This is a genomic window from Mariniflexile sp. HMF6888 (genome assembly GCF_044335535.1).
GTDB lineage: Bacteria > Bacteroidota > Bacteroidia > Flavobacteriales > Flavobacteriaceae > Mariniflexile.
Window position 1 is genome coordinate 570,737 of sequence record NZ_JBIQVZ010000002.1, and the last position, 22,293, is coordinate 593,029.

Here is a 22,293-nt window from a genome sequence, read left to right on the forward strand (position 1 = left end):
TAAAAAACAACCGGTTATCTATTTTATTGATTTTAATTTTTATCCCACCACAACGGTGTCGTAATTTTATCCGGTCCATTCAAAAACTGTATGGCTTGATCCATTTCCCCTGCATTTGTTTCATATTCAGAGATCAAGAATGGAACCCTTCTGATATATTGCGTACCGGGATCCGTAATATCTGGGTTATCTGAATTGGCAACTGGATAGAGTTTCAAATACCTATTTTTTCTGTTGCTAGACCATGCTTCCCATCCGTCGGGGAAGAGGGCAATCCATTTTTGGATGTCTATCTGTTCTTTTTGAACAGCTTCATCCACTTCGTCAAATTTTACAGGGACCATGGACAAGGCGGGCGAATCAAGATAATCCTCCGGAGCAATGGGCGTATTTGCACTGTTAATGTATGCATCCACAACCCCACTATCAGTAACACCCCATTGATTCATGGACTGTGTAATTCCTTCATTGTAAAGGTCTTTGGCCGTACCTCCCATATTCCATCCCAAGAGGGCACCTTCGGCCCTGAGAAAATAACTTTCGGCAGCACTCATTACAATGTCCGGTGTGGACAAATACTCCGGAATCCCCCCAAAAGCTGGGGCAGCCCATCTTGGTCCTGTGCGTGAATTGGCGTTAATTTTATTTTCAGGCTCGGTTACCTGGGCTGTAGACAATCCGTTACGGAGTCCTTCATAAGTGCCCGTTTCCAAGGCAGGGGTAAAATATTCCGAAATCCGAGGGTCATCAAATCCTTTTAAGGCAGATTCCATACTGGCCGACATACGGAACTCATTCCATCCAGACATTCGAGAGAGGGCATTAAAATCGAGGTTATTTCGTTCTGTACGGGCATCATCATCAGGACTTGTTTCCATCACACCAGCATTATAAGCTGCTTCGGCCTCCGATTTGGCCCGGGCAGGATCTACATTGGAGATCCTTACCGCAAGTCGCAATCTAAGGGAGTTGGCAAATTTGATCCATTTGTTTGCATCTCCGTGGAACATAACATCAAAACTTCCGAAAGGCACTTCGCCTGTCTTGCTTGAAAGAGAATTGACCGCTGCATCCAATCGCTTAAAGAAATCATCATAGACCACTTCCTGCGAATCGTATGGTACGGAATTCCCTGGAATGCCCGCGGAGGAATATGGGATAGGCCCCCAATAGTCCGTTACCCGGTGAAACGTATAGACCCACCAGATGTTGGCCAGGGCATATTCTGCCGAATCCGGATCTGTTGCCTCAAAAATTGTTTGCAACTGGGGTACTATTGTGGTATATTGAAGATTCCATAGTCCCTGAAGCCAACTAAAATCTATCACATACCTGTCCGTAGGGAAATATGTCGTGGTGTTTGCAAAATACTGCGCATATTGATCCGAATAGAGGTTTTGGGTTACTTGGTTATTTTGGACAATAGCTGCTAAGGCCCTCGTAAAAAGGAAAGGTAATTCAGCTGGTCCAATTGTGGCTACCGAGTTTTTGTCAGTATTGATTTCTTCAAAATCCGATGTGCAAGAATAACTCAGCATGATGAGTCCGATGGCCCATAGTATGGCCGGAAACGAGATGGTAACTTTATAATAGTTTCTCATGATTTTGCAATTTTTATATTAAAAGGTGATATTTAAGTTGAGGCCAAGGCTTCTTGTGGATGGGAAAGCACCGTATTCAATTCCCTGGAAGCCATTTCCGTTAAAGAGGCTGACATCTGGGTCGAACCAAAGCTTGCGATCGGGAACACCTGGGATGTCCAACAAAGCTTTTCCTCTGTATATCCAGAAAAGGTTTCTTCCCACCAATGATACTTTCATTGACTTTATTAGCTTGGACTCCAAGGGAAACTGATATCCCAAGGTAACTTCGCGCATTCTGATGTTTGTGGCATCATAGGCAAAGAATTCGCCAACCCCAAACCGCTTAAAGGAAGCTGTTCTCCAAAATTGTTGGGCAGTTATGGTCTCATTGACCGGTTGGCCATTAATATCGACCCCTCCGAGGTTCCAACCGCCATCCCGGAAATAAGATGTGGCTTCCGTTATACCGCTAAAGGAAAGGTTCTGTTCTGTTCCTGAAATGATCTCACCCCCGATACGGCCATTAATCAATGCCCTTAATGAGAAGTTTTTGTACTTGAACGTATTGGTAAGCCCCAGCATGGCATCTGGATTGAAATTACCGATTACCTTAGGTTGCTCGCCATTCACAAGAGTGGTCAAAGGAGTTCCATCGGCTCTTACCACCAAATTTCCAGAATCATCCCTTTTCCAGCCCCAAGCTACAAGATCACCATAACTCCCTCCTGTTTTGATCTGTGGTCGTCCGCCAAAATCTATAAATCCAGCTTGGTACACAACATCAAGATCATCGCTGATCTCCACTACCTTATTTTTATTGAACGATATGTTGAAATCCATATCCCATTTAAAATTATCCGTAAGTATCGGTGTGCCGTTGAGTACAAATTCAACACCGCTGTTTTGAATATTTCCAGCATTAATGTATTGGTTTTGATAACCTGTTCCACTTGGAAGGTTTATCAGAAGCAACTGATTGAAGGAGTTGCTGCGGTAATATGTCAGATTGAAGCCGAGGCGGTTATTGAAAAATCGGCTTTCCAGTCCAATTTCCCTACTTCGTACAATTTCCGGTTTTAAATTGGGAAGTGGTAAGGTTATACTTCTGCTTAAATATCCATTTCCGACTCCGGGTCGATAAGAATAGGAGCTTTTGAGCAATCCAAATTGCCCCCCGTTACCCACTTCGGCGTAACTAATGTACAGCTTAAGAAAGTCTATTTCCTCTGGCAAGGATAAAATGTCTGAAAGGACCGCTGACCCTCCCAATGAATAATATTGGAAGGAGTGTGGGGCGGATAATCGTGAATCCCAATCGTTTCTCAGACTTCCTTCAAGGAAAAGTTCGTTCTTGTACGCTAAATTGAACTGTCCGAACAAAGAGTTTGTCCGTATCCTGTTCCCTTGTGAACTGCTCTGCGCATCAGTGGCAAAATTTATGGAAAATTTATTTGCGATGTTCAGACCATTGGCAACACTTGAAATCTCGGAGAATTCGCGATCTTGATAAATAGCTCCCGCTTGGTAGTTGATGACAAGGTCATCCACGATCTTGTTCTCTCCTTCCAAAAGCAAGTCCAACCAAGTCTGGGTATTAGTTGACTTTGATTGGGAGTAATACCCCCCCGGTTGACGTGCCCAAGAAAATGTTCCTTGGTTCACCCTTGTCTCAACAGTTTGGAAAGATTTATCGAGATTGGCCCTTCCGGTTATGCTCAACCAATCGACTGGCTTGTATTTTAAGGCAAGATACCCAACAATCTGATCATGTTTCTGATCTCTTACATCATATTTAATTGCCCAATAGGGATTTCCATAGACATTGGAAACCGTTGACGGCCATGCTGCAGGGGTTACAATGCCCAACGCATCAAAAGCTTCATATTGTTTGGCAACCTCGCTGCTCAAACTCCTTGGAATCTGGTATATGTCCAACACCGGAGTGTTTCCTTCCCCTGTCCTGGGCATATTGTCTATCTTTCTGGTGAAATAGGTTACCTTGGCATCTACCGATAGTTTGTCACTAATTGTGTTTGATATTCTCAGATTTGTGGTATGGCTCAATAAGTCATTTTCAGGGATGATTCCCTCAACCCGACTGTTTGTGTAGGACAAATAGGTCTGCACTTTTTCAGACCCACCTGAAACACTGATCGAATTGTTCAGACTGACGCCTGTCGCGAAAAAGTCACGAATATTATTGGTTTGCGGGCTATAGATGGCACTTTCCCCAAGATGGTTTGTATATGCTTGGCCTTGCATCAATGCTCCCCAACTATCACCTACATTGGTATCTATTATTCCATTGTTTCCCTGACCATATTTATTTTGCACGTCCGGTAGTGCAAAAGGGGTTTCTAAAACGAGACCGGAATTTACTTCAACCCTAAATCCTCCTTTAGTCCCTTTCTTCGTAGTGATTATAATGGCGCCATTACCTGCTTGGCTTCCATAAAGGGCGGCGGCTGAAGCACCACGAAGTACGTTAATGGACTCAATATCATCTGGATTGATGTTGGTCGCCATAGTATTGGGCACTCCATCCACAACGATCAGTGCACTGTTGTCCCCATCTATGGAGCTATTCCCTCTCAAAATAACCCGGGCCCCACTGCCCACGCCACCAGAGCTTTGTGTAATTACAACGTTGGCCACTTTACCTTGAAAACTATTGACAATATTGTTAGGGTCTCGGACTTCCGTAAGCTCTTTAGCCTCAACCTTTTGAGTTGCATAGGTTAAAGACTTTGATTTCCTACTGATACCTAATGCAGTAACTACAACCTCATCAAGTAAGGCTGAATCAGGCAATAACTTTATTTCCAAAAATTCCGAATCAACACTGAAGTTTTGGGTTTTGTAACCTAAATAACTTACGACTAATATCGCAGTGGTATTCTTTACAGTAATTTCAAAATTACCTTCAAAGTCAGTAGATACACCGTTAGTTGTACCTGCTTCAATTACGGTTGCTCCAGCCAAAGGGACCCCTTTCTCATCTGAGATATTCCCTTTTACTAAAAAACCTTGAACTGTATCAATGGCCAGACATTCCCGCATGGAAATATCACTCATACCCAATAAATCTGAGTTGACAACGAAACAAATCAATGCTGCTAAATAAATTTTTTTCATGTATTGGTTGTTTATAGTTAATAAAATTCATTTAAATATTTCGCTAATATAATAAAAAAAACATATAAACATATTATACGTAACTTTTTTTCTTTCGTTTTCTAACTTTTTTATATTTTTAAAATATGATTTGTTCTATTTTTCATCGTATACTTTGCGATTACAATAGAGCAAGTACTCACAAATTTACACAAATAAATGATTTCTTTTTTTCAATACAACAATACCTATAATATACATAACTCTTTAATACAGTGCTTTACATATAATTAGATCGCATTTTAATTAAACCATCAAATTAGACTATCTAAGAATCCAATCTTAGATATAGATTTACATTGTTAAAATATTTAACACAAAAATATGTTTTCGTAAATTTTTTTATTTCGTTTAATTGTTTTTAATTTGTGAAATGTAATTTTTTACAACTATTAGTTTATGAAAACTTGATTTAAACCTTTAAAATAATCAAACCTCTAATTTATTTAACAATCAAAGCACCATCAATTTGGACAATACAAAAGAATCTTATACGGTTAACGAAATTTTTGGACAACCAATACTTTGGAAAAAGGTATTCGACATGCTCATACTTCAAAAGGACGAGATTCATCAATTTCTTGACCCTATACTTAAAATAAATGATTTAAGAATTATTTTAACAGGCGCAGGGTCATCAGCCTTTATTGGTGAAGCCGCCCAAAGCATAATTGAGCTCAAAACAGGCAAAATCACCCAAGCTATTGCTACTACCGACCTAACAACAGAATACAAAGTCTTTGCAATAACAAAAAAGCCCATACTCCTAGTTTCCATTGCAAGATCAGGCAATAGCCCCGAAAGCTCAGAAGTCTTTTCTTTAGCGGAACGATTTTGCACTGAAGTTTACCATTTAATAATAACTTGTGATAAATCCGGCCATTTAGCGAACTGCTCAACATCCAATCCTAATTCGTTTTATAAAATCATCCTTCCTGTAGAGGCCAATGACAAAAGCTTGGCCATGACCGGAAGCTTCACCTCTATGCTAATTTGCCTATTACTTTTATGGGAAACAAATGGCATAGAAAACAAAGAGAAAGAGATTGATGACATGATATGGCTAGGTAAAGAAATCTTAAAAAAAGCACCGTTAATTAAAGAAATCTGCTCGGAGAAATTCCACAGGGCAGTTTTTCTAGGATCAGGCCCCTTACTGGGAATTGCTAGAGAATGCCACTTAAAGCTTCAAGAATTAACCAACGGTCAAATTATTTGCAAATTCGATTCCTTTTTAGGATTTAGACATGGCCCAATGGCAGTCATGAATGAAAACACCTTAATGGTTTATCTGTTTTCAAACGATAATCACACATACAAATATGAAAGAGACTTGGTCAAAAAAATATCTAAAGACCACAGAAACATCAAATCCATTAGCGTCAACAACAGGGAAGGATTCGACGCAATAAATTCTTTCGCCATTTGCGAAAGAACAAAGAACTATTCAGAACTCGCAATAGTACCATTTGCAATAGTCGGCCAACTATTAGGCCTATACTCATCCTTACGCTTAGACCTGAATCCAGACAACCCCTCCACAAACGGAACCATCAACAGAATAGTACAGGGGGTAACAATATACAACACATAAGCAAAAACACTAGTCATGACACACATACTATTTTCATTTGTTAAAATAAATATTAAGACCTATATTTCAATAACCGACCTTATGTAAAAGAGATATATTAAGGCATCTGTGACAGTCCAAACCAGCATAAATCAATTTAAGATGTTTAAAAAGAAAATAATCGTAGTAGGAGAGTTAAATGTGGATTTAATTTTAAATACCATACACGGATTTCCATCTGTAGGAAAGGAAATTGTAGCAGAGAATTTTGATTTTGTTCTCGGAAGCTCTTCTGCCATCATGGCTTCTAATTTAGCAGCATTAGGTGTACAAACGGATTTTTGCGGAATTATAGGTGATGACCTCTACGGAAATTTTATACTGCAACAGCTCAACAAAAAAAATGTCAATACCAGATTTATTAAAATAAACAAAAATCAAAAAACCGGGGTTACCGTAATATTAAACTACGGAGAGGATAGAGCCAACATCACCTTTTGCGGCACCATGGAACTACTAACCATGCACGATATACCTTGGTCTGCCTTGAACCACCACAAACACATGCATATTTCAAGTGTTTTTCTTCAGGCAAAATTAAAAGAAAATATTTTAGATATATTCCAAAAAGCCAAGAAAATTGGGCTGACAACCTCACTAGACATCCAATGGGACCCAAGTGAACAATGGGATTTTAATTACAAAACCTGCCTGCCATATGTCGATGTATTTATGCCCAACAAACAGGAGTTATTGTCCCTAACCAAGTCCACTTGCCTAGAAGACAGCATTAACGAAATCAAACCCTACTCTAACTGCATCGTAATTAAACTCGGCAAAGAAGGCTGCATTGGCATCCATGGCAAGAAAAAAATAACAATGCCAGCCTTTAAAAACCCTGAACACGTAGACTCTATCGGAGCAGGCGACTCCTTTAATTCGGGATTTATAAAAAAGTATCTTGAAGATGCCCCTTTAGAAGAATGCTTGCGATTTGGCAATTTAATCGGTGCTGTAAGTACAACCTCCGCTGGAGGCACGGCCGCATTTGAAAACAAAACCTCTTTAAACAACAAAATCAAAAACTTCCAAAAATCAAACTTAAATTCTCAAGAATGAACCTTAAAGACAAATTGAAGCTGTTTACTCAAAAAAAAAGAGGTCTATTGGCCACCAATTGCTATAATATGGAAACTTTGCATGGGGTTTTAAAGGCAGCTTCAGACCTAAACGAACCTTTAATTTTGCAGCTCACCCAAAGCTCTATTGAGTATATGGGACTAGAAACCGCAGTCAGCCTATGCAGATCAGGCTTGAAACAGTACGGCGTAGAAGGATGGCTCCATTTAGACCATGGAGGATCAATTCAATTAATCCAGTCCTGCCTGGATGCCGGATTTGATTCCGTCATGATTGATGCCAGCGAACTCCCTTTTAAGGAAAACATAAGAATAACTTCAGAAGCGGTCAAAATAGCTGAACATTATGGCGCTCATGTTGAAGCTGAACTTGGATTTGTGGCCAAGTTAGGACAAACCCACATAAACAAAGGTTTTACCCAACCCGAAGAAGCGAAAATATTTACCGAAGCCACAGGAATAGACTCATTAGCTATCGCCATTGGCACCGCTCATGGTTTTTACAAGGAAGAACCGCATTTAGACCTAGAACTCCTATCAAACATTGCGGCTTTAACTCCAGCCACATTAGTCCTACATGGAGGGTCTGGCGTACCTTCCCGACAATTGCAAGCTGCCATTTCCAGAGGGATCTGCAAAGTTAACCTGGCAACAGAAATTAAAAATATATTCATGAGCTCCTTAAAGAAAACATTGTCCTTAAATGAAGAAATTGACCTCCGAAAAGAATTTCCCGTAGCTACAGAACAAGTAACAAGTTTGGTTAAAGAAAAATTAATAGCAGTAAAAAATCAGCCTGACTAACTGCCATTTACAGACAACAGTACAACCAATACACAAGCGAATTGAAAAAAAACACAATGTCACACCCTATTAAATACCAATTAAAACCACAATTTATATTACATTTGAAAAAACTAATGATCGAACATTAAAAATTTCAAAAGAATTTTAAGCAACGATTATCAATACACCAGGGACATTATTTTACATTGAAGACACCTAGTCATTGAAAAAAAAAACAATCCTACATTAATAAACCTAAACAACAATGAACAAAACAGCCAAGCGAAGAGCTTTAATACTAGAAGAGCTTGACAAAATAGGTCAGGTTAACGTTGCCGAACTAAGCGAAATATTAAGTGTTAGCGAAGTGACCATAAGAAATGACTTGGCCAATCTGGAAAAAAACAACCTACTAATAAGAGCTCATGGAGGCGCTTTTAAAACAAACAATTTGGTCCTTACCGTTAATGAAAAGAAAAAAATAAACCTTGACGCAAAAAGACTAATAGGAAAAACCGCTGCCTCACTCATTCATGAAGACGAGAGTATTATACTAGATTCAGGTTCAACTACCATTGAGATTTCCAATAACATTAGCCATTTCAAACGACTAAGCGTAATAACTAACGCCCTGGATATAGTGAACAACCTGGCTAATAATAAAAATATAGAGCTACTTATGCTAGGAGGCTACCTAAAGGATTTTTCAATGTCTTTGGTAGGGCCAATTGCAGAACAAAATTTAAGACAAATGCACTGCAATAAATTTTTTCTAGGAATAGACGGTATCAACCAAAAAACAGGAGTATTCACCCATTATATGGAGGAAGCCCATTTGAACCAAATAATGATCGAAATTTCCGAAGAAGTAATTGTTGTTGCCGATTCAACAAAACTAAAAAAACGTGGTCATGCATTAATTTGCGGATTTGACAAAATTCACAAATTCATTACTGACGATAAGATTGAAAAATCAGACCGAGAAATGCTCGAAAATTACAACATTGAAGTCATTATAGCAAAGTAATCATAAATTCAATTCACAAACGCCCTACTACCAACAAATAACATAAGAATTTAACAAATACTGCAATTCCACACCAATGCTCCTAGCTATATAGAGCAGTATTTTTTACACTTGTTTTTTTATATTCACCTGACGCGTCTATTGCAATCTAACCAAGCACCACCTCATTTAAAAACAATGATTAACAGACCAAGGAACATCTGCCATTCACCGCACTAAATTGCCTCCCTTATTTATTCACGACACTCAATACCAATCATTTACCCTTATTTTTAAATCAAAAACATAATTATCCATTACAAAACAAAAAAAATCCTTACTAAATGGATACATGAAGTCAACAGAACATCTCATCACAGTTCGAATTATACCCTCTAAGACCTGTGCACCAATCTTTCCACCACCACAAAATCTTTTTATTCCCAGACCCTACAGAAAACCCTAACAAACAATTAAAAAATAAGTAAACGTAATAAATACACTTTTATTTAATATTTTTTCAAATGAATACTTTAACTTCAGGCATTAAACACAAATCATTATAAAAATAAATATTATCACAAAACATAAATAACTAATACTCTCAGACACTTATAAATAGTCATTTATTTAATATTTTCAAACATGGCTTGTTTGAAATAATATAGCTATACGTAATTTATTTTCAAAATATAGATCACATTATTCATTTTAATAACTTTTCGAAAGTATTTTATTTTCATTTATTTTGTTTTTAATTGTTTATTTTATATATTAGCATCAAATCTTAATGTAATTGCGTCCACTAGATTTTCAAAATGTATTTGAGAGAATCTTTTGCCCTTAGAAAATCTACCTGCATTTCAACAACTGTTTGTTGAAAGATTGAAGTTTAAGTTGTTAAAAAATATGAAGATGATTACTCAGTCAATCGAATTAATATAAAACATTTCATCTTAATAAAACTTTATAACAAAACAAGGTGGAACTGCACCGTATATAATATGAAAAAGATCGCCATATTTATAGTGTTATTTCCTGTTTTAGCCCTTTCCTATAACGACGAAAGCCATTACAGCGAATGCTTTGGAATGACAAGATATTTTAGGGTGTTTACTCCATTGAATTATGACCCTAAAAATGTAGATAAAAAATATTCTGTTATTTACTTTTTTCATGGCTGCGGAGGCAGTTACAGGAAAAATGGCCCTTACACTTATCAAGATTTTGGCTTAACCCCTCCTAAAGCGGAGAATAGACCTCAAGATCCTGATTATGATTTCCCAAATAATGCAGATTTTGAAAATGAGGCAACAAGCAAAGATGTTATTATTATTGCAGTAGATGGAAAAATTCCAGGAATGACAGATTGCGGCGTATATTTTCCACACATGATGGATAACTGGAAAGGCAATAGTTTTAACTTTTCAATATATATACGGGAATTAATTGATGTTGTTGATACTAGATATAACACTCTGGTTGGTCCACAACATAGGGCAATATCTGGACACTCAATGGGTGGACAAATGGCTACTTGGGTAGCAGCTACAAATCCTCACTTGTTTAGCAGTGCATCAGAATTTGGTTATTCACCTGATTATTATAAAGTAGGCGAGCCCGATTACCTTACGACAATTGATATTCGTCAACTTTGGAGAAATTTAAGAGGAATACCATTTCGCCATTCTACCAACACTAAAGATTGGCTCAAATACTACACAACTCAATTGTATCAAACTTATTTAGGCGGTGGTTTTAAAAATGAGTTCTATATGGCCGACTTTTGCATGCACCATGCCGCAAGAGCAGATCTACAATTCGATTTCCACAAGAAACATTTCTCACAACCGAAACAGACAGTTGAATGCTTCTCTTTCATAAATCTTTATCCCAATTTCGAAATATGGGGCTATAAGGTGTCAAGTGATAAGAAAGAGAAAGGATGGATATATCTACATGATGTAACCAAAAATGGACTGGGAATCTATACTCGCGAGAGACTTCCTTGGGCTAAAAGCCTCACCAATTTTGACATTTCCGTGACCTCCCCACCTATTTACAAGCCTAACCAGGCGTATATGTTATCCCGATATTCATATAAAGACGGCTCTATTACAACTGCACCTATTGAAACAAATAACGAAGGAAGAATAACGATCCAATCAACAGGTGGATTAGGCGAAGAGTTAGGTATTTCAGGAGAAGGCCTTCAGCCTCCTGTTATTGTACTTACCGATACCATTAACGAAAACCTTTATCTATATAAAAATTCAACCAAGGAATTTTCCTTTGAAGTGGCCAATCTATCAGCAACACCGCAGACCGTAGACTTTATTGTCTCTACAGAAAACAAAAATTTACTAAAGATAATCAAACAGCCCAAGAAAGTAACCATTCCTGCCTTAAGCAAAATAACGATCGATTCCTTTTTTGCTTGCAAGGGTACTTTTCTACCGAATTATCAAAATACAGGCTTTATAAAAATCAATCTAGCTATAAATGGCGTTATACAAAACCGAGAACATTACAGAAAATTTGTAGTCAAGGACTTTTCCAAAGTGGTTGATTCTTTTAAAATCAAAATTTTTGATGGAAAAACGGAAGAACTAAAACTATACCAATATAAATGGAACGAGTGGAACAATCCTTTTTCAAGTGATTTCATCTCAGAAGGGAGTGGAAATGGAAACGGAAAGGCCGAATTGGGAGAAGTATTCTCTATTTGGATACAAACCCCTTCAACAATAGAAGATAAAGACATCGCAAGTTGGCACCCAGTGATTCCTCTCAACGACAGAAACAATCCTGATGTCCTTATTGATAAAATACATGAGAGGCAGATGAATACGGGAAGAAATTGTTTATCTGCCCAAATCAGACTTAACAGAGCACCAACAAAGTCACGTCCCGTAAGAATCCCAATACAGGTGGAATTTTTACAAGCAGAGCCTATGGATAAGGATTGCCATAGAAATACAGCAGATAAATTCGAATATGCTTATTACGACATAATCTTACTTCCAAATGGCACTTGTAAGTTGATCAAACCCTAAGCAAAACCCAAATAGAAATAACAACAAATGAAACATTAACAAATCTTTAAACTAATTTATTATGAAAAAAAATTCACTTTCAATGTCAATGCTCCCAAATTATAAAAACGTACAGTGGCTCTTGCCGCTTATTGCCCTCCTATTTTGTATACAAGCTGGGGCGCTTTCCCTTAATCATGATGATGAATTACCCCCACCCTCTGGTACAATTATCAATGTCTCAGATATGCAAGGCCTCTTAGATGCAATCATTTATGCAAATTCAATCGGAAACGTGGATATAATTCTAGATTCAGGAACCTATGAATATGATACTTCATATGTAAGTTGGATTACGTTCGGTTTAGGTTTATTTAAAGATAACATTACGATAAGGAGTAAGACCGGCAATAGAGATGATGTAATAATTAAAGGAAAAGGAATGAATGGCAATATTAGTTCAGTTTTCCAAATCTTTGCAGACAACATAACAATCGCCAATGTTACTTTGGGATGGGTAACAACGCATGCCATTCAGGTAAAAGGTGATGCGGATGCAGATAACTTTTTGGCTCATAACGTTCGTTTTGTAGACACTTATCAACAAATGGTAAAAGTATCGTACAGCAGTTCGAACCCTAATATTACAGGAGATAATGGAATCATTCGCTATTGTTCTTTTGAATATTCTGCAGGTATTGGCCCACAATGGTATATTGGAGGAATAGATTGTCACGCAGGAAAAAATTGGATAGTCAAGGATAATGTATTTAGAGATATAGTAAGTCCTGAAAACAATTTAGCTGAACATGCTATTCATTTTTGGAGTAATGCCGAAAATACATTGGTAGAAGGGAATCTAATCACTAATTGTGACAGAGGAATAGGTTTTGGCCTAGGCGATCGAGGTCATGGCATTGGGGTTATCAAGAATAATATGGTGCATACCACCAGAGATGTAGGTATTGGCTTGGAGAATGCCAATGGGGTCAAAGTATATAATAATACTGTAGTAAGCGAAAACTACCCTTTTTCAATAGAATATCGTTTTGTGGGCACAAATGCAATCATAAAAAACAACCTCTGTAATGCAGCCATTGAGTTAAGAAATGATGCTTCGGGAGAATTGTCTTCTAATATTCAAGATTTTCCAACAAATGGTTTTGTAGACTATGAAGCAGGAGACTTGCATTTGAAAAACAATGAAGAGAATATGAAGCTGCTTGTAGATAAAGGCGAGGACTTAGCTGAGGTTTTAGTTGATATTGACCAACAAAAAAGGCCATTTGGCAAGGGTTATGATATAGGTGCCGATGAGTTAGTTAAAAACGTTAAAAGGATACAAGTAACACCAACAGTTCTAAATCTAAGACCCAACGAGAGCCGACAATTGAGAGTTAAAATATTGCCCTTTGATGTTTATTACAAAAGTGCAACCTGGAAGTCAAGTGATACGCTGGTGGCAATTGTTGACGAAAATGGAAAGGTCAAAGCTATCTCTCCTGGAAGCGCTATTATTACCGTAACTACCAGTGATGGGGCCTTTACAGATCAGAGTTATGTAAATGTTCAAGACCAAAATAAATTGGAAAATGAGAATATCAAGGTTTACCCTGTTCCTTTTAAGAATGGAGACCTTTCCATTGACCTGGATTCCTCAAGTCCTTCAAAAATAATTATCCGTTCTTTATTTAGACAAGAATTAATATACAACGTCGACGTCAATACAGAAAGTATTAAAATCCCTAGAAATCTATTTAAGGAAGGCCTATATATAATTAACATATATCAAGGAGACAAAGTAACCAGAAAGACAATAACAGTAGAATAGACCTAGGGTTATTTAAGTTTATTTATAAAATAATGTTAAGGCATTAACTAATTCCAATTTATGAAAGTAGCAAAAATAACATATGTGATTGTATTTTTCGTATCATCTTTACTACCTGTTTCAGGTCAATCTATACATCCTGACCCTGTGTATAACATAGAGAAAGTACTGAGAAACATAGCCAGTAAAGTAGTGGACAATACCTCTTTTGAAATTATTAACAAGGAAACCCATGAATCCTTCCAAAGTTCCGACCAACTTCCCATAAGCGGTGATTATATTGTAAGAAGCCCTTATAATGAATGGAAATATTATAATGGTGTCTTGAATATTGCATTCCTAAAAATGGCAGAAACTTTCAAAGATCAGCAGTATACCGAGTATGTGAAAAAAAATGTGAGCTTCGGTTTTGATCATGATAACTATTTCAGGAAACAATATAATGCAGGGGTTTGTGGAAAAGGCATGAGCCAAAAGTTTAGATTAAATATGTTGGATGACTGCGGTGCTATGGGTGCCGGAATTATTTCCAACTATCGTAATGCTCCACAGAAACGATATCGTGAATATATAGATATTGCTGCAGATTACATTATGAACAAGGAATACCGCCTAGAGGACGGCACACTAAGCCGCACACCTGAGGAAATGAAAGTTTGGGCAGACGACATGTATATGAGCATCCCCTTTTTAGCAAGAATGGGAGTTTTGACCAGCGAGAATAAGTATTTTGATGAAGCTGCCAATCAAGTTATTTTATTCAATAAAAATCTTTGGGATGAACATACTAAACTTTTTTATCATATCTGGTATGATGACACAAAACAACATGGTGCAGCCCATTGGGGACGTGCTAATGGTTGGACTTTGGTGGCACAGGTAGATTTGCTTGAAAGATTACCAAAAGACCATCCCAAAAGGGATACATTGATCTCACTACTTACAAGACAAATTGTTGGACTAAGCAGATATCAAGACGCTTCTGGACTTTGGCATCAATTGTTGGATAAGGAAAATAGTTTTTTAGAAACATCTTGCACAGCTATGTTTACATATGCTATAGCAAAGGCTGTCAATGAAGGATGGATTCACAAAAGATATGCTTATATTGCTGCCCAAGGATGGAGAGGTTTGGAAACAAAAATTACTCCAGATGGACAAATTGAAGATGTAAGTCAGGGTACTGCCGAAAACACTGCCACATATTATTACTACCAAAGAAAGAGACCGCTAAACGATATTCATGGAATTGGAGCTGTTTTATTGGCAGGTTGTGAAATAATAAAACTTCATAAAAACGGTATCCCATACCAATGGTAATACAATCTTTTTTAATGGTATTAAGAAAGTACTCCACATAAGTTAATTTTTGTTAGTTTGGGTTAATACCCTTAAGGGTTCGACTTTATGAAAGTCGAACCTTTTTTCAATTTTTCTTAAAATTGATTTAAAGTTTTTCCTTTTTCTAAGAAGGATAGACCATTTTAGGACGTCTGCCAAACATGCTTAGAAACAAAATTAGCAACGTATACTTAGAATGAATTTTTAATTTAATTTTAAAGAATAATAGTATAAATAATTTTCCTGGTTTTCAAAGCGGTCACATAAAAAGATGCAGAAGTGAACCAAAATAAATTCTCATAATTTTATTCCCTTTTTGGGAAACCTAAATTTGGGAGAAGGCCAGCAGTTTTAAGTTTTATAGTTATTAAAACATTAAATAAGATAAAAAACAATTTACTCAAGTTTTAAGATACCAAATGAGGATGCTATATGAAAATTTGGTGTTTCTGTACTTGGATTAACCCATGTTAACCAAATTGGCTCATAAACCGATTTTTCCGATTTATGGTATTTGGCCCTATAAATGCCTGTTTCTATCATATTATCATGTAATAAATTTAATTTCTTTAAAGAAGCCATGCTTATTTTCCCTTCAATACAAAACCCTTTGGAATTAAAACTGGATCTCACAATCAAATTTTCCTTAGGCCAATTCCAATTAAAATCAAAATTCTTATTTGGGTAAGCCTTGAAATCCATTATTCTAGGTGTTGGATCAATTTCTAGACAATAATACGGATCAAGAGATGCATTTGATCGAAAAAACAACTCAACCCTATCAGACCTATTTATACTATTAAAACTGTTATCTGCTTTATCTACATATATGTTATCATCCAAAACCTCAAAGCAAAAAAATAAAAAATTACAATCCCATAAGGCTTTAAATTTGGTTTCTGTATTCTTAATCTCTTCCCAAGGAGAATGAAAATCATTTAAAACATAAGCTTTTTTCCATAAATGACTATCGGCTTTTCCTGTAATAATTAATTGATTTAAAGGAATCTTAATTACATTATATGCTTTCACTTCTATTCTAGAATTAGAATTATACTTAAGAACAATTTTAGGTTATTGAAATATTTTATCAGATGCAACAGAACTCCGTTTTAATTGTTTCTACTTTGATTCTTGAATAGTTTTAACACGTTCATAAATATATAATAATATGTTTATCAATATTTTACAGGTTGATTTGATTTTCCTTTAATTTTAATTTCAAAATTGACACCTCTGTCTTACGTTTTAAAACCGCTAATAGTAAACCATCCGTTAGGGAAATACACTTTCAATATTTCGGATTCATTCATAAGGTACAAATTAAATTCATCTACCACCCAGTTAATAAACATATAGTACGCTTCTACGTTTTTAACTTCCACTTCTTTTACCAGTTTAAAACTATTTGATTTAGCCATGGAAATTTCTTTGCCATTTATATTACCTAATACTTCCACCTTACAAAAGCTTCCATGGCTGCATAACGGGACAAACCCAATTGATCGTACAAATCTGCCGTTTCTTTATTCCTGTCCTCAGCACGTTGCCAGAACTCCCGACTGTCCGCTCCTTGAAATACCACACCATCTTTTTGAGATTGGTGCTTGAATATCCCCTTGCGCTTTTCCAGTACCTGGTCAGGACCCATAGGCACTGCCATCTCGATCTCGTCAATGCCCCATTCCTGCCATGCGCCCCTATAAAGCCAAAGCCAGCAGTCGTTCATGAACTTTTTGGGTTTTAACCGCTTTACCGCTTCAAAGATAGCGTCCAAACAAACCTTGTGGGTACCATGTGGGTCTTGTAAATCACCTGCTGCATATATCTGATGGGGCTTGATTTTCTCAATAAGGTCCATGGTTATCCGGATATCTTCTTCTCCCAATGGTCTCTTTTCTATGGTGCCAGTTTCATAAAACGGCAACTCCATAAAATGAATTTGATCGTCTGGAACACCTATATAATGACAGGTTGATTCTGCCTCTCCCTTTCTGATCAATCCTTTGATGTACCTAACTTCCGGAATATCGATTTCGCTGGACTTTTTATTCCTTAGGAATTCCATGGCCTTTTTATAGATGCCCATTGCCTCCTTGTTCTCTATATCGAACTTTTCATTGTAATCGCACACAAAGCTTGCGAACCGCAGTGCCTCATCATCTGCCACTGCTATGTTCCCCGAGGTCTGGTAGCCAACATGCACCTCATGACCTTGCTCTTGAAGTCTTTTAAAAGTGCCCCCCATACTGATGATATCATCATCTGGATGCGGACTGAAAATAAGCACGCGCTTACTGGCCGGCTCTGCCCGTTCTGGCCGTTTGCTGTCATCGGCATTGGGCTTGCCTCCCGGCCATCCTGTTATGGTGTTTTGTAGCTTGTTGAATATCTTTATGTTGATATCATAGGCAGGCCCTGAATCCGCCAACAGATCGCTCATCCCGTTTTCTATATAGTCGGCATCGGTCAGCATCAAGATAGGCTTGTTTAAGTGCAAAGCTAGACCCAACACGGCTTTTCTGATAAGCTTGTCGGTCCACTCTATCTTTTCGACCAACCAAGGACTATTGACCCTGGTCAATTTTGCTGCCGCTGCTTGATCCAGAACGAATGTGGCATTATTGTGCTCTTGCAGATAAGAGGCCGGGACCTGACTGGTTACCGTTCCTTCAACAGAAGCTTTTATAATGTTTGATTTGCCTTCTCCCCAGGCCAACAGTATGACCCGCTTGGCCTCCATGATTTTTTTGATCCCTAGCGTAATGGCCGTCCTGGGCGTGTTGTGCAATCCTGAAAAGTCATGGCTCGCTGCCACTCTTGTGATATGGTCCAAGGCCACCAACCTGGTCTTTGAGTTTTGCAAAGATCCCGATTCGTTAAAACCAATATGGCCATTTCCCCCAATCCCAAGTATTTGCAAATCAATCCCCCCTAATGCCTCTATTTTTGCTTCATACATATTACAATAATCTGCAATAGCTTCTTTGGTTAAAGTACCATCTGGGATATGATAGTTCTCTGGCAAGATATCTACATGATTAAACAGTTGCTCCTTCATAAACCGTACATAGCTGTTTATGGAATCTGGCTCCATTGGATAATACTCATCCAAATTGAACGACACCACATTTTTAAAGCTCAGGCCTTCTTCTTTATGCAGCCTTACTAATTCAGCATATAATCCTTTTGGAGATGACCCCGTTGCCAATCCCAATATACAGGGTTGTTTTTGGGCTTGTTTTACCCATATTAAATCTGCTATTTCCTTGGCTACTGATTTTGATGCTAAAGCTGAGTTCTCAAAAACGACTGTTCCAATGTTTTCAAACCGTTTTTCAAATCCTGTGGCCTTATCTATAGTGCTCTTTAACATTGTTCTTGATTTATTTTTTACCGATTAAATTTTAATTCTCTTTATTTAGTTTTGGTCCAACTTTTGTACTTATGTCCCTTTAATGCAAAAAACAGGATGATTACATAACAGGGAATCAAAATCCAATAACTGTGTGTTGCAGCACTTGATAAAGCTTCTGCCTTATCAATACCGTTTGCTATAAGCTCATGTTTGCCCGCATCTACCATTCTTCCATACAGTGGTGGAATGATGGCCCCTCCCGATATGGCCATTATCAATAATGCAGAGGCCGTTTTTGTAAACTTGCCCAAGCCTTTCAATGTCAATGGCCAAACTGCTGGCCAGACCAAGGCATTTGCTATTCCTAAGGTTGCTACAAACAACACAGAAGCAATTCCTGTAGTTGATAGAACGCAAATACTGAAAATAATGCCTAACGTTGCGCTGATCTTTAATGCCGTTCCTTGTTTCAGGTACTTAGGGATCAAGATAACCCCAGAGGCATATGTTATGACCATGGCCAAAAGCGTTAAGGTGGTAAAGAACTTGGCATCCGCCGCTGAAAACCCAAGGGAAATCCCATAAGCTATAATAGTATCACCAGCTATCACTTCTGCCCCTACATAAACAAACAACGTCAATACTCCCAACCATAAATGTGGGAACTGGAAAATGCTGGTTTTATTTGTTCCTCCTCCTATTGTTTCTTTTGTTTCTGTAGCTTCCACATGTGGTAATGGTGCTTTTCTGATCAGCATTCCAAGTATGAACAGCACCAATGCCATGATCAAATAGGGCATAAAAACACTGTCCGCCATCTTGTCCAACAGGATACCTTTTTCTTCAACAGAGGCACTTCCGAGTTTCTCTTTTACTTCATCGATTCCCGATAACAACAAGACTCCAAAGATCAACGACCCAAGGGCGCCAGCTGTTTTATTGGCGATTCCCATAATGGCAATACGCTTTGCACCACTTTCTATGGGGCCTAATATGGTTATATAGGGGTTTGCGGCTGTTTGCAACAAGGTCATCCCTATACCTTGGATAAAAATACCGGTTAAAAACACCCAGTATGTTCTTGCTTCTGCTGCCGGTATAAAAACAAGTGCGCCCAATCCCATGATGATCAACCCTAAGGACATCCCTTTCCTGTAACCTATTTTATTTAAAATATAAGAGGCCGGTAACGCCATGACCACAAAGGAAATGTAAGATGCCGAAGCTACAAAATAAGACTGTGCATCGGTCAGTTCATTGATTGTCTTCATAAAGGGTATGAGCGCTCCATTGATCCATGTCACAAATCCAAATATGAAAAACAAACCGGCAATGATAATTATGGGGACTAAATTATTTTTTGTTTTGGCCATGGTCTCTGATTTTAAACTGTATCTAACTGATTAATAACTGTTATATATTCTGTAATTCTTGATACTTTTTGGAAAAACATTCAATCAACTTGAACTGATTCTTAGCTCGGTCCAAATTATGCTCAGGGTATTTAGTTTTGTAATAGACATCATTATTTAAATAGTCCGTTAAAAAACGTAAGGCCATTATGAATATCATGGTTTTAGCACCCAGTGACAAATACTTTAATTCTAAGGGAGACAATGATGATTCCATTTTTTCAAGAAATCCTTTTGTATATGCCTTATAGTATTCAACATTGAACTCTACTAAGTCCAAATTTGTTTCATCTTCTGCAGCTGTGCTGCAAATGGTTCTAATTGCGTCACCAAAATCATAGTGTACAATTCCTGGCATAACCGTATCTGTATCAATGACACACAGACCTTTATTCTCTTTAGTAAATAATGCATTCGATATTTTTGTGTCGTTATGGGTTACACGCAACTTAATGTCTCCAGCCTCTTTTAGATTTTGAATAATATGCATCTCTTCCTTCAAATCCATCACTCGGTCTATACAGGATTTCGCTTTATAAAGGCGCTCTTTGGAAACTGATTGTATGGCAGATTGAAATTGTGAATACCTAAAAGACATGTCATGAAATCTTGGTATGACTTCTATTAATTTTGATGTATCAAAATCACTTGTCATGTTTAGGAAATCTCCAAATAACTTTCCAGCTTCGTAAGCGATCTCTATATCATTAACTGTTTCAAAAGTTAAACTATCATCAATGAAATACATTAAGTTCCAATAATTCCCTGAATTATCTTGGTAATATGGCGCGCGCTCTTTTGTTTTTACAAAAACCAATACGCGACGATATAGTTTCTTTTTTGGAAGATCTTTTAATTTTTCCTGAATATGATCGCTTACTGCTACTTTATTTTCGATTAGACCCGTAACATCTTTAAAAACACCCTGGTTTATACGCTGCAAAACAAAATAGGGTTTCTTCTTGGTCTTTATTAAATAGGTATCGTTAATATGTCCTGAGACCAATTCTTGATAAGATTCAAACTCACCTTTATGGGTAAATTGATTGAAAATTAAATTTATCTGTTCCGCTTTCATACTACCAAAGTTTTTTTGGATACACTCCTTTATCTTTCAATTGTTCTATCGCTTTCTGAACAATGTCTTTATCTTCTTTATAAGTGACCCCAAACCATTTCGCATCAGATCTTAAGACTTTTACACTGGCCTTTCCGGATTTTAATATTTCGTTGACTATTGATGGCAAATAAAATTCCGCTTTCAAGTTTTCCTTATTTGATTCTAAAAATTCTTCGAATAATTTGCCTCCAAACTCAAAGCTCTTCGGGGTAAATCCCCAAAAATTCATTGAAACTATGGTGTTTCCATCTATAGGGATAAACTCACCTTCATCATCTTTTCGCATCAATATACCATTGATTCTTTCAATATGTGTTCTCTCTGTAACGTCTATTAAATAGCCATTTTTATCAACGCTACATTCCCCTCTCGAAACAAAACCATGATCTGAAACTGTGTTTTTTAATGAGTAAGCCATTGTGCTAAAATTATACGACCCTTTATCGGTTCTCATTAAATTCTTAGCCATGGTTACAAAAGCTTCCTGCCCATAAAAATCATCTGCATTTATAATGGCGAAATTCTCTTTTACAACATCTTTTGCCATTAAGAGCGCATGCCCTGTGCCCCAAGGTTTTGTTCGTTCAGGGTTTATATACTTATCAGGAACATTTTCCAACTCTTGAAACACATATGCAACCTCTGCCTTGCCTTTCAGTTTTTTGTTAAAAATGGCTTTAAACTCTTTTTCAAAACTTTTCCTTATGATAAACACAAACTTCCCAAACCCTGAACGAAGCGCATCATACAATGAAAAATCTATTATTGTATCGCCTTCTGGAGTAAAAGAATCGATCTGTTTTAATCCGCCATATCGGCTACCCATTCCTGCTGCTAAAATTACTAATGTGGGTTTATTCATTTTAAATGTTATAATAGTTAAAAATCAATTTAAAAAAAAGCTATCGCAAAAAAGCTTTTTTAAAATCAAAAAT

General features: G+C 37.3%; 15 protein-coding genes. 7 read left to right on the forward strand and 8 right to left on the reverse strand.

Annotated features, from left to right (window positions below):
- Positions 1-32: 32 nt before the first annotated feature.
- The gene (locus ACGLWY_RS07720; RefSeq protein WP_396619102.1) at positions 33-1,601 is read right to left on the reverse strand and encodes a SusD/RagB family nutrient-binding outer membrane lipoprotein; all 1,569 of its coding nucleotides are present in this window, start codon (positions 1,599-1,601) and stop codon (positions 33-35) included.
- Between the two features lie 18 nt (positions 1,602-1,619).
- Positions 1,620-4,718 carry a SusC/RagA family TonB-linked outer membrane protein gene (locus tag ACGLWY_RS07725; RefSeq protein WP_396619103.1) on the reverse strand — a complete coding sequence of 1,033 codons (3,099 nt, stop codon included), beginning with the start codon at positions 4,716-4,718 and terminating at the stop codon, positions 1,620-1,622.
- A 508-nt stretch (positions 4,719-5,226) separates the two neighbouring features.
- On the opposite strand from ACGLWY_RS07725, the gene ACGLWY_RS07730 reads away from it, so the two are divergent.
- The 7 genes from ACGLWY_RS07730 to ACGLWY_RS07760 all read left to right on the forward strand — a co-directional run bounded on the left by ACGLWY_RS07730 (position 5,227) and on the right by ACGLWY_RS07760 (position 15,447).
- A complete protein-coding gene (locus ACGLWY_RS07730; protein ID WP_396619104.1) occupies positions 5,227-6,351 on the forward strand; it encodes an SIS domain-containing protein in 1,125 nt (374 codons plus the stop codon).
- A 141-nt stretch (positions 6,352-6,492) separates the two neighbouring features.
- A complete protein-coding gene (locus ACGLWY_RS07735; RefSeq protein ID WP_396619105.1) occupies positions 6,493-7,449 on the forward strand; it encodes a carbohydrate kinase family protein in 957 nt (318 codons plus the stop codon).
- A complete protein-coding gene (locus tag ACGLWY_RS07740) occupies positions 7,446-8,273 on the forward strand; it encodes a ketose-bisphosphate aldolase (RefSeq protein WP_396619106.1) in 828 nt (275 codons plus the stop codon). The genes ACGLWY_RS07735 and ACGLWY_RS07740 overlap by 4 nt, the downstream gene beginning before the upstream one ends.
- A gap of 247 nt (positions 8,274-8,520) precedes the next feature.
- Positions 8,521-9,282, forward strand: a complete 762-nt coding sequence (gene agaR / locus ACGLWY_RS07745; protein WP_396619107.1) for a transcriptional repressor AgaR — start codon at positions 8,521-8,523, stop codon at positions 9,280-9,282.
- A 983-nt stretch (positions 9,283-10,265) separates the two neighbouring features.
- A complete protein-coding gene (locus ACGLWY_RS07750) occupies positions 10,266-12,317 on the forward strand; it encodes an alpha/beta hydrolase (RefSeq protein ID WP_396619108.1) in 2,052 nt (683 codons plus the stop codon).
- 226 nt (positions 12,318-12,543) lie between these two features.
- A complete protein-coding gene (locus ACGLWY_RS07755; protein ID WP_396619109.1) occupies positions 12,544-14,127 on the forward strand; it encodes an Ig-like domain-containing protein in 1,584 nt (527 codons plus the stop codon).
- Between the two features lie 60 nt (positions 14,128-14,187).
- Complete coding sequence (locus ACGLWY_RS07760; RefSeq protein WP_396619110.1) at positions 14,188-15,447, forward strand: glycoside hydrolase family 105 protein; 1,260 nt, start codon at positions 14,188-14,190, stop codon at positions 15,445-15,447.
- Positions 15,448-15,864: 417 nt separating this feature from the next.
- On the opposite strand, the gene ACGLWY_RS07765 is transcribed toward ACGLWY_RS07760, so the two are convergent.
- The 6 genes from ACGLWY_RS07765 to ACGLWY_RS07790 form a co-directional block, all read right to left on the reverse strand.
- Positions 15,865-16,500 (reverse strand): sugar-binding protein, encoded by a 636-nt coding sequence (locus ACGLWY_RS07765; RefSeq protein ID WP_396619111.1) that lies wholly within the window; start codon positions 16,498-16,500, stop codon positions 15,865-15,867.
- 209 nt (positions 16,501-16,709) lie between these two features.
- The gene (locus ACGLWY_RS07770; protein ID WP_396619112.1) at positions 16,710-16,889 is read right to left on the reverse strand and encodes a hypothetical protein; all 180 of its coding nucleotides are present in this window, start codon (positions 16,887-16,889) and stop codon (positions 16,710-16,712) included.
- Between the two features lie 26 nt (positions 16,890-16,915).
- The gene (nagB, locus tag ACGLWY_RS07775) at positions 16,916-18,844 is read right to left on the reverse strand and encodes a glucosamine-6-phosphate deaminase (protein WP_396619113.1); all 1,929 of its coding nucleotides are present in this window, start codon (positions 18,842-18,844) and stop codon (positions 16,916-16,918) included.
- Positions 18,845-18,885: 41 nt separating this feature from the next.
- Entirely contained in the window at positions 18,886-20,199 is a 1,314-nt protein-coding gene (locus ACGLWY_RS07780) for a sugar MFS transporter (RefSeq protein WP_396619114.1), read from the reverse strand.
- A 40-nt stretch (positions 20,200-20,239) separates the two neighbouring features.
- Positions 20,240-21,316: a phosphotransferase enzyme family protein gene (locus ACGLWY_RS07785; protein ID WP_396619115.1), complete on the reverse strand. Its 1,077-nt coding sequence runs from the start codon at positions 21,314-21,316 to the stop codon at positions 20,240-20,242.
- Position 21,317: 1 nt separating this feature from the next.
- Positions 21,318-22,220 carry an NDP-sugar synthase gene (locus tag ACGLWY_RS07790; protein ID WP_396619116.1) on the reverse strand — a complete coding sequence of 301 codons (903 nt, stop codon included), beginning with the start codon at positions 22,218-22,220 and terminating at the stop codon, positions 21,318-21,320.
- Positions 22,221-22,293 lie beyond the last annotated feature (73 nt).